Annotated in this window: 13 protein-coding genes; 5 read left to right on the top strand and 8 right to left on the bottom strand. The window is 37.7% G+C overall.

The window, feature by feature from the left end; translation table 11 throughout:
• Window positions 1-12 precede the first annotated feature (12 nt).
• The 5 genes from dltB to CBF35_RS12095 all read right to left on the bottom strand — a co-directional run bounded on the left by dltB (window position 13) and on the right by CBF35_RS12095 (window position 6,120).
• Window positions 13-1,296 carry a D-alanyl-lipoteichoic acid biosynthesis protein DltB gene (gene dltB / locus CBF35_RS12075; protein WP_407290322.1) on the bottom strand — a complete coding sequence of 428 codons (1,284 nt, stop codon included), beginning with the start codon at window positions 1,294-1,296 and terminating at the stop codon, window positions 13-15.
• A complete protein-coding gene (dltA, locus tag CBF35_RS12080; protein ID WP_126781541.1) occupies window positions 1,296-2,810 on the bottom strand; it encodes a D-alanine--poly(phosphoribitol) ligase subunit DltA in 1,515 nt (504 codons plus the stop codon). Before dltA ends, dltB begins: the two co-directional genes overlap by 1 nt.
• A 36-nt stretch (window positions 2,811-2,846) precedes the next feature.
• Complete coding sequence (locus CBF35_RS12085; RefSeq protein WP_407290323.1) at window positions 2,847-3,008, bottom strand: teichoic acid D-Ala incorporation-associated protein DltX; 162 nt, start codon at window positions 3,006-3,008, stop codon at window positions 2,847-2,849.
• 285 nt (window positions 3,009-3,293) lie between these two features.
• Entirely contained in the window at window positions 3,294-5,366 is a 2,073-nt protein-coding gene (locus CBF35_RS12090) for an ABC transporter permease (RefSeq protein ID WP_126781543.1), read from the bottom strand.
• Window positions 5,353-6,120, bottom strand: coding sequence for an ABC transporter ATP-binding protein (locus CBF35_RS12095; RefSeq protein ID WP_126781545.1), 768 nt, complete (start codon window positions 6,118-6,120; stop codon window positions 5,353-5,355). The genes CBF35_RS12090 and CBF35_RS12095 overlap by 14 nt, the downstream gene beginning before the upstream one ends.
• 214 nt (window positions 6,121-6,334) lie before the next feature.
• On the opposite strand from CBF35_RS12095, the gene CBF35_RS12100 reads away from it, so the two are divergent.
• The 3 genes from CBF35_RS12100 to CBF35_RS12110 all read left to right on the top strand — a co-directional run bounded on the left by CBF35_RS12100 (window position 6,335) and on the right by CBF35_RS12110 (window position 8,891).
• Window positions 6,335-7,066 (top strand): hypothetical protein, encoded by a 732-nt coding sequence (locus tag CBF35_RS12100; protein ID WP_126781547.1) that lies wholly within the window; start codon window positions 6,335-6,337, stop codon window positions 7,064-7,066.
• 91 nt (window positions 7,067-7,157) lie between these two features.
• Window positions 7,158-7,832, top strand: a complete 675-nt coding sequence (locus CBF35_RS12105) for a response regulator transcription factor (RefSeq protein WP_126781549.1) — start codon at window positions 7,158-7,160, stop codon at window positions 7,830-7,832.
• A 15-nt stretch (window positions 7,833-7,847) separates the two neighbouring features.
• Window positions 7,848-8,891, top strand: a complete 1,044-nt coding sequence (locus CBF35_RS12110) for a sensor histidine kinase (protein ID WP_126781551.1) — start codon at window positions 7,848-7,850, stop codon at window positions 8,889-8,891.
• Window positions 8,892-9,229: 338 nt separating this feature from the next.
• Here the strand turns inward: CBF35_RS12110 and nrdG are convergent, their stop codons facing one another.
• The 3 genes from nrdG to CBF35_RS12125 form a co-directional block, all read right to left on the bottom strand.
• On the bottom strand, window positions 9,230-9,832 hold the full coding sequence (gene nrdG, locus CBF35_RS12115) for an anaerobic ribonucleoside-triphosphate reductase activating protein (RefSeq protein ID WP_126781553.1): 603 nt from the start codon (window positions 9,830-9,832) through the stop codon (window positions 9,230-9,232).
• A gap of 63 nt (window positions 9,833-9,895) precedes the next feature.
• On the bottom strand, window positions 9,896-12,088 hold the full coding sequence (gene nrdD / locus CBF35_RS12120; RefSeq protein ID WP_126781555.1) for an anaerobic ribonucleoside-triphosphate reductase: 2,193 nt from the start codon (window positions 12,086-12,088) through the stop codon (window positions 9,896-9,898).
• Window positions 12,089-12,322: 234 nt separating this feature from the next.
• On the bottom strand, window positions 12,323-13,720 hold the full coding sequence (locus tag CBF35_RS12125; RefSeq protein WP_126781557.1) for a glycoside hydrolase family 1 protein: 1,398 nt from the start codon (window positions 13,718-13,720) through the stop codon (window positions 12,323-12,325).
• A gap of 160 nt (window positions 13,721-13,880) precedes the next feature.
• On the opposite strand from CBF35_RS12125, the gene CBF35_RS12130 reads away from it, so the two are divergent.
• Both CBF35_RS12130 and CBF35_RS12135 read left to right on the top strand, forming a co-directional pair.
• Window positions 13,881-14,591 (top strand): GntR family transcriptional regulator, encoded by a 711-nt coding sequence (locus CBF35_RS12130; protein ID WP_126781559.1) that lies wholly within the window; start codon window positions 13,881-13,883, stop codon window positions 14,589-14,591.
• Window positions 14,592-14,619: 28 nt separating this feature from the next.
• On the top strand, window positions 14,620-15,516 hold the full coding sequence (locus tag CBF35_RS12135) for a LysR family transcriptional regulator (RefSeq protein ID WP_126781561.1): 897 nt from the start codon (window positions 14,620-14,622) through the stop codon (window positions 15,514-15,516).
• Window positions 15,517-15,611: the final 95 nt, after the last annotated feature.

Consider the following 15,611-nt stretch of genomic DNA (forward strand, 5'->3'; position numbering starts at 1 on the left):
TTTTCCCCTTTATTATCTAATAGTTGCTTTCATCAATGTATCTAAAAAACCTGAAAAGATTAAGAAACTTAAAGCCACAGCATGGAAGGTTAAGACGACTGATAATCCATGTGTAAACTTATTACTCGGTAACTGACCTTTATGTTTCTTTTTATAGCGAAGCCAGACATCTGTTAAGCAAATTAACGCGGCGTGGTACAAGCCATAAACTAAGTAGTACCAAGTTAAGCCATGCCATAAGCCCATTAATATAAATAAGGCAAAGTAGCCGACGTTCGATGCAGTAATTCGACTTTTAAAGACTTTCTTTTTGATTAAAGTAAACATCAGTCGCATGTAAACATAATCTCTAAACCAAAAAGATAAAGACATATGCCAACGATTCCAAAATTCTTTAATGTTGTGGCTTAAAAAGGGTTTATTAAAGTTGACTGGAGTTTCGTAACCCATTAAGTTACTCGTCCCAACAGCGAACAAACTGTAGCCGGCAAAATCAAAGAATAAGTATAAACTGTAAACATACATCGTGCCTAGTAATCCTAAGGATATTCCCCCTTGCTCTAAGGCGAAATTTTGAACTTTTGGCAATAATTGACTGCCTAAAATATAGCCAATAATAAATTTATACAAGAAGCCCATAAAAAACATTTGAATGCCTCGGGCCAGTAGTTCTAAATATTTTTCCCGGTCTGGGGGATTAAGTAAATCTTTTTCAAAACGACGGTAGCGATCAATTGGACCAGATGAAATCGTTGGAAAGAACAATAGAAATTGTAAATAACGACTTAAGTGGTACTCTTTGATTAAACCATCGCGAATTTCCATAATCATCTGAACTGCTTTAAAGGTTAAGTAAGAAATTCCTAAAAAGCCGATAAAACTTGGCATTGTTTTCAACGTCGGGTTGTTTTCAGCCACGAGTTTTAATGGTGTTTGTTCTAGTAAGAAAGGAATCACTTTGACTAAAAACAAGGGCAAAATTGCTAGTACAACGGCGCTGTAAAAAACACCATTTTTATTTTTGACTTGCCGGTGTTTGAAATACAACCAGACAATCAACGTTTGCCAAGCCACGTATAAAATCAAGGCTGCCCCTTGACGTAAGCTTGGTCCGCCAAAACTCATCCATAAGAAAAAGACGGTTAAGACATTTTGATACCATAATGGCCGTTTGCCTCTTAATAATTGAATAATCATCGGTAAGAGGGCCACACTTAAGATCACAAAATAAAACGGGTTTTCGTAAGGCGATAAATAAATCATGCCATTACTAATTGCTTTTAAACTGGCTAACATCAGCTATTCACCTCATTAATCAAGCCTTTACGATCAACTTTACCGTTTTGAGTCAAAGGCAAGGCTGTCACGTAGACAAACTTTTGCGGGATCATATAATCCATGACTGAGCCTTTTAGTTCCGCTTTAATCGCTTTAGTAAGTTGGTAATCTTTAGCAAAGTCATGAGGATTAGCCACGACGTAAGCAACTAATTGTTGGACCTTGTGTTCTTGATATTTCGGCACTACGGCAGCTTGTTGGACATAAGAGACCTCACTTAAATGATGGTCGATATCTTCTAATTCAATCCGATAGCCGTGAAGCTTAATTTGAAAATCTAACCGACCTTGATAACTTAGAATACCATTTTGGATCAGCCCTGCATCACCTGTGCGATAAGCCGGTTGCCCCTCATAAAGGAAAAAAGCTTCTGCTGTCTTTTCCGGGTTGTTAAAGTACCCCTTTGAGACACTTGGACCAGCAATCACGATTTCACCTACTTGACCTTCTGGTAAAACCTCGCCGGTGTCAGCCATAATGTAAATCTTAGTATCTGCTTTAACCCGACCAATTGGTAAACGGGGATAGTTGGCTAACACTTCTGCCGTTATTTCAAGCTCGGTGACTGCCACGGTTGCTTCTGTCGGCCCATAAGTGTTAAAAATACGAGCTTTCGGAAAGCGCTCTTTAAGTTTAGTTCCTGTCTGGTGAGTTAATTCTTCCCCACAAAAGAGGAAGTGACTAAGACTTGCCATCTCATCGCCATTAAATCGGGGATCCATTAAGCAGATGTCCGCAAATGAAGGCGTGGAAACCCAGACATTCAAAGATAATTCCGGTAAAACTGTAAATAATTGCTTAAAATCATTGATTAATTCTTTCTTTAAAGGGACTAAGTGCCCGCCTGATAATAGCGCTGGATAAACATCCATCACTGATAAGTCAAAAGAATAAGGCGCTTGTGATAAAAAACTCAGTCCTGATGACAGGCCGAAATCATTTAGCATCCATTGACTATAACTAACTAAGTTATCATGAGAAATTTGAACGCCCTTCGGCACCCCAGTCGTTCCCGAAGTAAAAATAATATAATAATTTTCTGCTCCTTTGACTGGTTTAAAGTTCTCAGCTATTTCTTGATTAGTTAAGATTGAGCTTCCTGCCTGACGCTCAATCACTTCCACTGAATTAGTCGCTAAGGGCCACTCATCCCATGCGATAATTTTTGTATAATCCGCCACCTCGGTAATGAGTTTGACCCGGTCAGCTGGTGTCTGACTATCGATTGGAATATAGGCATGCCCAGCCTTTGAACAACCTAGAAAAGTCACAATCATTTCGAATTCCAGGCCACCGTAGACAATGACTGGTAATGTATTATCCTCTTGACTTAATAAGTAACTAGCTAAGCGGTCGGATTTAACTTTTAATTCTTGATACGTGTAGCTTTGATCGGCGTCTTTAAAACACACGGCTTCTGGTTGATTAATGGCCCACTGATCAATTGTTTGTATGATATTTTCAACTTCCATAGTAATTTACCCGTTTCCCTAACAAGGTTAGCTTATTTAAAATTCATTATAAATAAAGTTGCCACCATCGATGTGACTAAAATGATAAAAATAAATGAGAACTAAGAGCACTGTTAAATAAAAGAATGTTTTCCCAAAAAATTGGATCCAATAATTAACATTTTCATCAGCCATTTTACCTTTGATTTTATTCATCATTTTTATTTCCCCCTAAGTTTGATTTTTCAGTTCATATAAATAATGTTTCAGTTAGTTTTCCTTTGTTCATTTTAATTTTAATTCAAAAAAAATGAAAATGAATCGAGCCTATGACTTATCTCTAAATCAGACTTAAGACCGATATAACTTCAGTGATTTTATATTAACAGGAGTATATCACAGAATCCCCTGCTAATTGAGGGTTTTAGCTGACAACTTCCTTACACTTTTGTCATGAACATCACTTATTAAAAAACAAAAATAACTAACATAAAAAACAAGTATTTATTCATTAACAAGTCGATTATAGGTTTTAGCGGTCCCAATATAAAAACCTAAATAAATTAATAACAACATGCCCCGGGCGAACCACGTTAGTAAGGTGTCGTGACTTGCTAATAAAAAACTCATCGTCACTAAGGCATACTTTGCATGAAAGTAAGCAATTACTAACGGGGCTAGAAAAACGAATAAGTTTTGACGATACACACTTCTTTTTATCTGCTCTCTTGAAACCCCTATTTTACGTAACGTTTGATAACGTTCTTTCTCGGCTTCAGCTTCCGATAGTTGCTTAAGCATGACGATACTACCAGTAGCTATTAGAAAGACTACCCCTAAAAAAATCGCAATGTAAACTAACAAACCTAGCTCAACTCGACTAGCACTCAGAGTTGGATAGCGTGCCATCAAACTTTGACGACTAACAGTCACCCCCTCTTGGATTGCTTCTTCGTTGCCTTCTGACAGCAAAACTTCTGGTGTCATTTTCCCAGATAACTGATCTGCTTTTAACGTGTATTCAGTAGTAATTTGATAATTTTTTTGTGGCACTTCTCTCATCAGCTGCTCGTATAACCCTTGACTGTCTTCACCATTGGTAATCGATAAATAACTTAACTGATAAACCACAGCCGGACTTAATTCTTTAAAAAGCTCGTCTTGTATAACGATTGTTGGTAGATGGTAGCGGGTTGAAAAACTACCTCCTAAGGCATCAACATCATTATTAATAGAAATAAACTTTTTAGTACTGCCACTAAATTTTAAATTTTTAACTGTCAGCCGCTTAACGACTTCCCCATTAGCCATCGATTGTTCTAAAACAGCTACTTCTGACAGCTTTTTTAAAACTAGTTGGGGCAATAAGGGACTGATTTTAGTTAGTTTTTGGTAATCAGATATTTTTAAGATATTAACACCGCCAACATAAGTCTGGCTCTCACCAAAACCCTCTCGCTCAAAATACCCGCCAATCACCCCAAAACTCACTTCCGTTTCAGCTGTCAGCCGATGGTTTTTCGATTGACTAATGACGTTTTTAACAGCTGGCAAACTTTCTTTCGTCACAATGTAATCTGTTGGGATTTCAGCGTTCACATTAGCCATCCCAAAGTTATAAACATTCGTCGCGCCACCAATCGCGGCGATGGCAGTCCCTGATAAAACGGCAATCGTCGCTAAGGTCGTACCATTTTTTTTGAAGTGATAACGTAAACTTCCCGTAGAAACCATATTAATGTCACGATAATAATAACATTTCACCATTTGTAGGCCTTTGACTGCAATTTGTAAAAAGCCCCAGAAAAATAAATAAGTGCCACTAATACAATAGAGCAGTAACAACATTGCCCCTATAATTAAACCTAAATCTGTCTGTAGTTGCTGATTTAATTTCAAAATAAAGTCTAAAAAATGAGTCGCCAAATAGTAACCGTAACTTAATAGCCCCAAGCCGCTTAATCCCATCAGCCATGTCCAAAGAGTCACCCTTGCTTCTTTAGGTTGACTAGAATTTCCCCGAAATAAGTCAACTAACTTATAACGGTAAACTAAATGGCCACTGCGAAATGAGACAAGGGCTAGAATCAGTAGAAACATCCAAGCAGTGTCTCTGATTGCTCGCCAAGAAATCGAAAAATCACTGTCAACAGTCAAAAACATCGCTTTGACTAAGAGCATCGAAAATAATTTAGAAAAAATCACACCGGCGATAATTCCCACAACTAAGGCTAATAAACCGATTAAAATATTTTCCATAAAAAATAGCAGACCAATTTGACGTTTCCGCATGCCAAGTAGATTGTACAAGCCGATTTCTTTTTTTCGCCGTTGCATAAAAAAATTATTCGCCGTATACATAAAGACAAAAATAAAAATAATAATCATCGTGCTACCAGCTTTTAAAGAACTACTCAAATTTAAACTGACTGCCATTCGTTCCAATAAGGCTTGATTGTAACTCATCGCGACAAAGCTATAAAAAACCATCACACCAAAAGCCATACTAATAAAGTACATCACAAAATTTTGATATTGGGTCCGCATGTTTTTCACTGCTAATTCAGCTAAGTTCATGTGACACGCCTCCTCCAATGGCTGTTTGCATGTCCATAATTTTTTGAAAGAAGTCTTTCCGGCTTCCTTGTCTGACAATTTCCGAGAAAATCAAGCCATCTTTAATAAATAAAATCCGATGACAGTAACTCGCGGTAAAAGCATCATGTGTGACCATCATAATGGTTGTCCCTTCCCGTTTATTCATCTCTGTTAAGTAATGCAGAAGCTCCGTTGCCGATTTTGAATCTAAAGACCCAGTTGGCTCATCAGCAAAAACTAAAGAGGGTTCAGTAATTACCGCCCGGGCAGCAGCTACTCGTTGTTTTTGCCCGATTGAAATTTCTGTTGGTTTTTTACTCAGCAAGTGATCAATTCCTAAAATTTTAGTAATTTCTGCTAACCTGACTACCATCTGTTGATGATTAAGTCTCTCAATTGCTAAAGGCAGTAAAATATTATCTTTCACACTTAATGAGTCTAATAAATTAAAGTCTTGAAAAATAAACCCTAGTTCTTGCCGCCGAAATTCGCTTAATTGTTTTTCCTTTAATTTACTAATATTTGTACCATTAATTAAGACTTTCCCCGTTGTTGGTCGATCAATTGTTGACATGATGTTTAATAATGTTGTTTTACCTGCGCCACTAGGTCCCATAATCCCAACAAATTCCCCTCGATCAACGGAGAAAGAAATATCTGCTAAGACATTCGTTTGATTCAATTTATTGCCGTAAATTTTATTTAAACGTGAGACTTCCAAAATTTCCGTCATGTCTTTCGACTCCTTCTTTTTGCTAATAGTATTATTGTAGCCCTTTTTCCCAGTTGTGAACATGGAACTTACTTACATTTTTCTATTTCACCTTACAATAATGTTAGACTATTGCTAAATTTAGTTTATAGTTAACTTATCACTAAATTTCGATATTATGTTATACTTACTTTAAGATTTTAACAGATAATCTTTCAGAAAAGGAGGGGATATTTTGAAGAAAATAGATTTTAAACGTTTATCTCCACAACAAAAACTCATTGCTTTTTGCATTTTATCAGCCGTCACTGGGATTTTAGTCTTAATTCCACTTTTTTATCAAGTGAATTCAGCCCTAACCCCTGTTGAAAAGCCTATCTATCCAACTAACCAAAAACCGACGACTAGTAGCCAACAGACGAAGGAAACAGAAACGAGTACAGGAAAAACCAAACCTGGCACTTCAAAAGAAGTCATTCCAGAACAATCCGGCGAATTAGAACCGATTAATGTTATTTTGTCCGCTCAAGAAGACAAATCTGAAGAAAACAATGGGGAAAGTATTAAAACTTACATCATTGATAAACCGATTGAAAAAGAAGGCTTAGTTACGACGATTACTAGCGCTGCCGTGGCAAAATTAACGAAAGAAAGCATGACCGCCATTGGCCAAAAAGGCGAAGGCTTGATTGATATTTCTTTTGATTTAGTCAATAATACCTCTGAAGATATCAAGATTCATCCAGAAGATATTATGTTTCGGATTGATCAAAAAGATTATCCTTTAGCTGATACTTCTGATTTAAAGAACACGACCTTAAAAAAAGGTGAGAAACTTAGCGGAACGTTAGTGACTGTTTTACCAACTTTAAAAAATAGTGAAGCGGTAAAAGAAATTAGTTTCACTTGGAAAACAACCATCAAAAAAGTTGTCCAAATCTACGATGTGCTTATCGTCCTTAGATAACAGCTGTGTTTAAGTGTCCTCCTCGCCTTAGTGAGGCCACTTATTAAACACAGCTTTTCTTTTAATGATACAAACGCCTAGGAGGGTCTTAATGTTTAAAATAATGATTGTCGAAGATGAAAAAAATATCAGTGACATGGTCAGCGAAGCATTAGTCAAATGGAATTTTGAAACGTTTCAAACGACTGATTTCCAAGATGTTTTAACTGATTTCTTACGTGAACAACCTCAGTTAGTTTTATTAGATATTAACTTACCGGTTTTTGATGGGTTTTATTGGTGTCAAAAAATTCGTGACCTTTCAAAAGTCCCAATTATTTTTATTTCCAGTCGTAATACGAATATGGACATGATTATGGCCATGAATATGGGTGGCGATGATTTTGTTAATAAGCCCTTTTCTTTAGATATTTTAACTGCTAAGATTAATGCCTTATTACGGCGAACTTATAATTATAGTGAAGAAAATACTGAAATCATTGAACATCAAGGCCTGTTATTAAACGTCCAAAACAGTACCTTCCAAGTCGGTGATGAGATTGTCGATTTAAGCAAAAATGAATACAAGTTGCTTTATTACTTAATGAAACATAACGGTAAAATTTTAAGTCGTGATAAACTATTGCGTGCCTTATGGGATGATGAACGTTTTGTTGATGATAACACGTTAACCGTTAATATTAATCGTCTTAGGAAAAAAATTGATTTAGCCGGCCTACCAAGTTACATTCAAACGAAAGTTGGCCAAGGGTATTTAATTCCCTAGTTAGGAGCCTGTGACATGAAGTTTTCAACCTTTTTAAAAGATCAGCTAGATGTAATTGGTTTAGCTTTAAGTTTCTTAGCTATGACTGCTTTAATTCTCTGGTTAACACCAAGTGTTCATTTTAATTGGGAAACCTTGCTTTATATCATTGTTATTGCTAGTTTGATTTTGCTAGGTTACTTAATTATTCGCTTTTTAAAAATTCAGAAATGGTTAGCTTTAGTTGAAAAGTCTGAACTAACTGCTAATAGTCCTTTGGATCAAGCCTCTATCCCTTTAACGGGGGAGCAAGCTTACATTCATAGTTATATTCAACAATTAATTAGTGAGCAGCATGAGGCCTTAGAGACCCTCATTCACAATCAAAAAGAACAAAAAGAGTTTATCGACAGTTGGGTTCATGAAATCAAAGTCCCCTTAGCTTCCGTTAAACTTTTGAATGAACTAATTGAAGATAAGATCCAAGAAAAACAATTTTATCAACTGGAAAATGATGTCCAAAAAATTGAAAGTTACGTGGACCAAGTTCTTTATTATTCCCGCTTAGATAGTTTTTCCCGGGACTATTTGATTCAGGAAGTTTCGTTAAAAAGTATTTTATTACCACTGATTCGCCAAAATGCGAATTACTTTATCCAACATAATCTTCATTACGCTATTGAAGGACCTGACTTTCAAGTCTTAACGGACCAAAAGTGGTTAAGCTTTATTTTGAACCAAATTTTAAGTAACTGTCTTAAATATACAGCTGATAACGGTCAAATTACGATCAGCCTATCAGAAAATGAGCGAGGCACTTGGATCGCGATAACTGACACTGGGATTGGTATCCCTTTAGAGGAACAACGGCGGGTCTTTGATAAAGGCTTTACCGGGCAAACCGGTCGTAACCAGAGTCACCATTCCACTGGCTTAGGTTTATACTTAGCTAAAAATTTAACGACTAAGTTAGGTCATCAATTGTATTTAGAATCAACCTTACATGAAGGGACAACTGTTAGTCTACTCTTCCCCCATCTGAATTACTATACTTCTGACCAAGAAGAAAAATTGATTTAAAAAAAGGGATCGTGACAGTAGTCGACGATCCCTTGATTTTGACGAACGTTATTTGATTAACGGGTTCCAAAAGTCAAATAACGACCTTCTCAACAAATGCTAAGCGCTGAAGCGCAAAGCTTTGAAGGCACGATAATTTCAATAAATCCGTACAATCAAAAGAACTGATTGTTCCTTCAACTCTTACGATTTTAATCGTTAGAGGTTGATGTGATCGAAGTCGGAATTTATTTCCAATAGCCGTGCCTCTTATGACTTTAGTCATTAGAGACAGGGACAACGAAGTTTAACGTAGTACTTGTATTTAAACGACTTTTGTCACACCTCCTTTTTCAGATTTAAATGAGATCAGCTTTTTTGATTTGTTCAAAACTCATCGTACCATCGACACATTTATCCCAAATCACCGCTTTACCTGCTGCTAAAGATTTTTTAACATCAAGAATTCGTTGATTGCTACTGCCTCTAAATTGTAAATTAAGATTTAATTTTTTTAATTCAAAACGGCCATCGACTAAGACATCAATTTTATTCAAAAGTTCCAGTTTATCTGGAGTTTCTAATAATAGTTCTTCAAAAGTATAGCCTGACCAAGACCAAATATCTTTAGTCTCGCCATAAGTCTCGCGAATGCGATCGACTAGGGATAGACAGACACTTGTGTTTAAAAAAGGCTCCCCCCCTAACAAGGTCATTCCTTGAACGTAATCATGACTTAGATCAGTGATGATTTGATTTTCTAATTCCTTAGTATAAGGTTGCCCGTATTTAAAATTTTGAACTGATTTATTATAACAGCCTTCACAGGCAAATAGGCAGCCGCTAACATACAAGCTACAACGAACGCCTTCACCATCTACAAAGTTAAAGGCTTTGTAATCACCATAATAGCCGTGACTGTAAGCGTCAGACGACCATTCTTGGGGTTTCGGGTTACGCATCAGCAGATTCCTCCTTGAAAAGAAAGGAGCCATGACAGCAGTCACACCTCCCTCTTAATATTTTTATTTCATATGTTTAACTCGTGACGAGATTTCTTTATGACGGCCGTGAACCATTGGTCGCGCTTGAGGGTTCCCTAGATAACCACAAGTCCGTTTAACAACATCACACGTTTTCGGATCATGGTTGCCACACTGGGGACATTCAAAGCCACGAGCTGTTGGCGTAAAGTCGCCTTCAAAATTACATTCGTAACAATGATCAATTGGGGCATTCGTTCCTAAGTAACCAACTTTATCGTAAGAATAATCCCAGACTGCTTCTAAGGCTTTCGGATTTTGTTGGAGGACTGGATACTCACAATAATGAATGAAACCACCGGAACAATATTCCGGGTAATCTTTTTCAAAATCTAATTTATCAAAAGGTGTCGGATTTTTACGGACGTCGTAATGGAAACTATTTGTATAGTAGTCTTTGTCTGTAATATTTTCGACAATCCCAAATTTCTCTTGGTCTAAGCGGCAGAAACGATCCGTTAAACTTTCACTTGGCGTTGAGTAAACACTAAAGTGATAGCCGTATTGATCCCCCCATTGGTCGGTGTGTTTTTTCAAATATTTTAAAATATCAATGGTGAAAGCTTTAGCTGCTTGATTCGTTTCCCAATCACCGCCGAAAAACTCAGCTGCTACTTCATAAAGACCGATGTACCCCATGGAGACAGTCGCCCGTTTGTTTTTAAATAATTCGTCAGTTTCTTGACCAAGTTTTAGGCGTTTGCCAAAAGCGCCGTACATATAAAGGATTGGGGCATTTTGAGGGCCGGCTTCCTTACAACGTTCAATTCGGTAGACTAAGGCATCTTTCATAATTGCTAAACGGCTATCTAAAATCTGCCAAAATTTGTCTTGATTGCCTGCTGACTCTAAAGCGATTCGCGGTAAGTTTAGCGTAACTACCCCAAGGTTCATGCGACCGGCGTTAATTTCTTCGCCTTCCTCATTTTTCCAACCTTGTAAGAAAGAACGACACCCCATGGGAACTTTAAAACTACCAGTTAGTTCAACTAACTTATCGTAGTTTAAAACATCTGGATACATCCGCTTAGTAGCACATTCTAAAGCCAGCTGTTTCACATCATAGTTAGGGTCCGTTGGGTGTAAATTAACCCCTTCTTTAATCGAGAAGATTAATTTCGGGAAAATTGCCGTCCGGTGTTCTTGACCTAAGCCTTTAATTCTAATTTGTAAAATTGATTTTTGAATTTCTTTTTCAAACCAATTTAAGCCTAAACCGAAGCCTAATGACGTAAAGGGTGTTTGGCCATTGGAAGTAAACAACGTATTAATTTCATACTCTAAACTTTGCATTGAGTCGTAAATGTCTTTACTCGTTTTAGCTTTCGCGTAAGCATCGTGTTTTGACTGGTCTTCAATCCAACCTTGGGCGTCTTCTAAATGCTTTTGATAATTTTTTTCTGCAAAAGGTGCTAATAATTCATCGATACGGTCAGCTGAACAGCCGCCGTATTGGCTTGAAGCCACATTAGCGATGATTTGCGAAATTTGCGCAGTGGCTGTTTGAATTGATTTTGGCGATTCCACATCGGCATTCCCAATTTTAAAGCCTTTATTTAACATCCCGTGAAAATCGATTAGACAACAGTTCGTCATCGGTGTATATGGGTGGTAATCTAAATCGTGGTAATGAATGTCCCCTTTTTGATGGGCATTTGCCACATGGGCTGGCAACATTTTTAGCCCGATTGACTTACCAACGATCCCCGCCGTTAAATCCCGTTGCGTATTGAAGACGTCACTGTCTTTATTCGCATTTTCGTTTACGACAGCTTGGTCTTTACCTATTAATTTACCAATTGTAAAGTTAATATCCGTGGCTTTACTTCGTTCAAAATCACGATTTGTCCGGTAGTTAATATATTCCTCAGCTATCCCATATTCTTTTTCGTCTAATAAAATATGTTCAACAATATTTTGGATTTCATAAATTTTAACGTCTTGACTAAAACGCTCATTAATTTCAGTGTTAATCAATTCTACAATGTGCTGGATACGAGCCGCCGCCAATGGTTGAATCTCACCTTGAATTTTTTCCTCTGCTTTTAACAATGCCTCATAAATTTTTTGGTCATCAAAAGGGACTAATCGTCCATCACGTTTAACAACTTGAATCTTATTCAACTTTGAACTTAAATGCACAACACCTTGGTTTTCACTCGTAATTTCCATCATAGAATATCAAACTCCTTTATTATTTCCTCTCTATATTCTAAACCATCAACAACAAAAATACAACTACATATAGTGTTATTAATTAACTATAAAACTATTGACATCTATATATAGTGTGTTCCGTTTTGATGAAAACAGTTTGAAAACTTGGTATAGCAACCTTTACGAACTTTGTTCAACTATTCTCATTATTCAATAAAAAAAGCAACTAGAGGATTTCTAGTTGCTTGATACTTATTTTGAAAAGCCGTTATTATCAGAGACTGTTTTATACCAGTGACCTGATTTTTTGATTGTCCGTTTGCCATTATTTTCAAGATCAACAGCAATAAAGCCATAACGATTTTTATAGGCGTTTAACCATGACCAGTTATCCATACATGTCCACATATGGTAACCTAAACAATTTGAGCCTTCTTGGATCCCTTGATGAACATATGCTAAATGATCACTGACAAATTCAATTCGGTAGTCATCTTCAACCATTCCATCGGCATTAATGTAACGCTCTTCTCCTTCAACACCCATGCCGTTTTCAGAAATAAAACAAGGAATGTTGCCATAATTTTCCCGCAGATTCGTCAAAATATCGTAAACACCTTTTTCGTAAATTTCCCAGCCGCGGTAAGGATTCATTTTCTTACCTGGCATGTCGTAAGTATCGAAGTAATCTTCAGGCATTGGGGCACTACCAGCTACTTTAGGCGTTTCTTTGGCTTTAATCCGTCGCGGTTGGTAGTAGTTAATCCCTAATAGATCAATCGGATTTTCTTGAATAATCGCTAAGTCATTTTCACCAATTACTGGCATAAAGTCTAACTCTTTGACAATTTCAACTAACTCTTTTGGAAAAGTACCTTTAATCGAGGGATCTAAAAATGAGCGGTTAAAGAAAGCATCGGCAATCGCTGCTGCTTTCACGTCTGCCGGGTTGTTAACATCCCGGGGATAACTTGGTGTTAAATTCAGAATAATACCGATTTGGCCATCTTGTCCCAGTTTGCGATAAGCTTGAATCGCCAAAGCACTAGCTAAAACTTCATGATAGCCGACATGAACGGCTGCTTTCATATCAACGATCGCTGGGTAATGGAATTGGTATAAGTAACCACATTCTACTGGAACGATTGGTTCATTATGTGTGAACCATTTTTTGACACGATCGCCAAACAACTTAAAACACGTTTCTGCAAAATTAACATAAGCTAAAACCGTCTCACGATTTAACCAGCCACCCTCGGCTTGTAAAGCCATGGGCATATCAAAGTGATACAAATTAATAAAAGGTTCGATGTCGTTAGCAATTAATTCATCAATATAGGCATTGTAAAAGGTGACTGCTGCTTGATTAATCTCACCACGGCCTTCTGGAAATAAGCGGCTCCACTGAATCGATGTTCTAAAAGTTGTATGACCTGTTGCTTTCATTAACTGAATGTCTTCTTTAAATTTCGTGTAGACTTGTGAGGTTTCAGCTGGTCCAACTTGATTAAAGAACTTTTCTGGGGATTCTTCGTACCAATGATCCCAAATGCTTTCACCTTTATTATCACCTAGGACCCGGCCTTCTGTTTGTGGTCCACTAGCTGCTGAGCCCCACCAAAAGCCTTGGGGAAATTGATAATTTGTCATGTCTTTTCGCTCCTCTTTTCTCTTACTAGTTTTTATTATACGCTGCCATCTTTAAAAATCAAGCTTTTATTTTCAAATGACTAGACATTTAAAAATTAATGTTTGAATTCGATTGTCCTTCGACTCTTTTTAAGCTAAACTAAGAGGTGGAGGTGCTTTTATGCCAAAATACGAAGAAATAGCTAACGTTCTCCGCGAACGAATCAAAAATCAAACTTACCCAACTAATTCACTTTTGCCGAATCAAATTGATCTCGTCACTGAATTTGCTGCCAGCCGGGCAACGATTAAGAAAGCCATTACGATTTTAACGATGGAAGGCTTAGTCTATTCACGGCGAGGGGCTGGTACAAAAGTTCTTAACCACGCCTTTTGGGATAAGCAAACCTCGGCAGTCAATGAATACCACGGCTTAAGTAAAGACTTAGCAACTACCTCATTACGGAGCCAAGTCATTGAATTTGAAGTTCAATTCCCTGACCAGCTGTTACAAGAAAAATTAAGCATTGCCGCGGAACACCCAGTATATAAGATTATCCGCTTACGTCTCGTTGACGATCATCCTTTCGTTTTAGAACACACTTATATGCCTTGTGACTTAGTCCCAGGGTTAAATGTCACTATTTTACAAGACTCGATTTACACTTATTTAGAACATGTTTTAAACATTCAATTCGCTGGTGCCTACCGCTACATCCAAGCCGCTCAAGCCGATACTTATGACCAAGACTACTTAGCTTGTTTGCCAACAGACCCGGTTTTAGAAGTTCAACAAGTCATCTACTTAGAAAATGGCCGCCCAATTGAGTATTCTCGCAGCCGTAACCGTTACGATGTTCGCGGCTATTCCTTGTTAGATGTGAAGAAGTAATATCGACTAAACGTAAGGGGGAAATGACATGGAGATTCGTGTGTTAAACTATTTTCTAGCCGTTGTCCGGGCAGAAACGATTACGAAAGCAGCTGAAGATTTACACATTACGCAGCCAACTTTAAGCCGGCAACTGAAACAATTAGAAGATCAGCTAGGAGTGACTCTTTTCCAACGTGGCTCCCGGAAAATCAAATTAACTAGTGAAGGTGAGCTACTTTACCGAAGAGGATCTGAAATCGTTGAATTAGCGAATAAAACTCGCCGAGAACTAACTGAACAAGAAGGTGCCCTTGAAGGAGTCGTGTCAATTGGCAGTGGCGAGTTTGCAGCTGCCCAACTACTACCAGAACTATTGGCGTCTTTTAGCGCTAAACACCCCCTAGTAAGTTATGATCTCTATACTGGTACAGCTGACACCGTCCGGCAACGGATGGATCAAGGGCTGACTGACATCGGTCTCCTTCTTGAACCCGTTAATATTCAAAACTTCGATTATATTCGTTTAAAAACTCAGGAACAGTGGGTTATTTTAATGAAACCTGATCATCCTCTAGCTCACAAAGCCGCAATTTCGCCTGAAAATTTAGTTGGCATCCCTTTAATCATGGTGAGTCGCCAAGTCATCCGTGATGAACTTGCTAGCTGGTTTGGGGACTACTTTTCTGAACTGACAATTAACTACAAGAGTAATCTGAGTACTAACGCTGCCGTCCTCGTTCGACATAACTTAGGCTGTGCCATAACCATCGCCGGTTCTTTACCTTACTTGGATCAAAAAGAACTAACGACTCGTCCCCTGACGCCTAGCTTAAAAACGACCTCCCTATTAGCTTGGAAACGAGACCAACCTTTTAGCCGAGCAACCACCCAATTTATCGCCCACACTAAAAGCTTTTTAAGCATGACAGCGGACCAAACATAGGCATTAGTCATAGGGGCTTTTTTCTACTATACTGTAATGACTCACCTTAGTATGATAGCGTGAGCCATTACAGTTTTTTAAAATCGACTAAAGGA

Origin of the sequence: Vagococcus salmoninarum (genome assembly GCF_003987495.1) — a bacterium.
Lineage (GTDB): Bacteria > Bacillota > Bacilli > Lactobacillales > Vagococcaceae > Vagococcus_D > Vagococcus_D salmoninarum.

What these genes read in the sequence shown, in the direction of transcription:
- dltB (WP_407290322.1), bottom strand. Translation starts at nt 1,296, where the DNA reads ATGTTAGCCAGTTTAAAAGCAATTAGTAATGGCATGATTTATTTATCG.
- dltA (WP_126781541.1), bottom strand. Translation starts at nt 2,810, where the DNA reads ATGGAAGTTGAAAATATCATACAAACAATTGATCAGTGGGCCATTAAT.
- CBF35_RS12085 (WP_407290323.1), bottom strand. Translation starts at nt 3,008, where the DNA reads ATGATGAATAAAATCAAAGGTAAAATGGCTGATGAAAATGTTAATTAT.
- CBF35_RS12090 (WP_126781543.1), bottom strand. Translation starts at nt 5,366, where the DNA reads ATGAACTTAGCTGAATTAGCAGTGAAAAACATGCGGACCCAATATCAA.
- CBF35_RS12095 (WP_126781545.1), bottom strand. Translation starts at nt 6,120, where the DNA reads ATGACGGAAATTTTGGAAGTCTCACGTTTAAATAAAATTTACGGCAAT.
- CBF35_RS12105 (WP_126781549.1), top strand. Translation starts at nt 7,158, where the DNA reads ATGTTTAAAATAATGATTGTCGAAGATGAAAAAAATATCAGTGACATG.
- CBF35_RS12110 (WP_126781551.1), top strand. Translation starts at nt 7,848, where the DNA reads ATGAAGTTTTCAACCTTTTTAAAAGATCAGCTAGATGTAATTGGTTTA.
- nrdG (WP_126781553.1), bottom strand. Translation starts at nt 9,832, where the DNA reads ATGCGTAACCCGAAACCCCAAGAATGGTCGTCTGACGCTTACAGTCAC.
- nrdD (WP_126781555.1), bottom strand. Translation starts at nt 12,088, where the DNA reads ATGATGGAAATTACGAGTGAAAACCAAGGTGTTGTGCATTTAAGTTCA.
- CBF35_RS12125 (WP_126781557.1), bottom strand. Translation starts at nt 13,720, where the DNA reads ATGACAAATTATCAATTTCCCCAAGGCTTTTGGTGGGGCTCAGCAGCT.
- CBF35_RS12130 (WP_126781559.1), top strand. Translation starts at nt 13,881, where the DNA reads ATGCCAAAATACGAAGAAATAGCTAACGTTCTCCGCGAACGAATCAAA.
- CBF35_RS12135 (WP_126781561.1), top strand. Translation starts at nt 14,620, where the DNA reads ATGGAGATTCGTGTGTTAAACTATTTTCTAGCCGTTGTCCGGGCAGAA.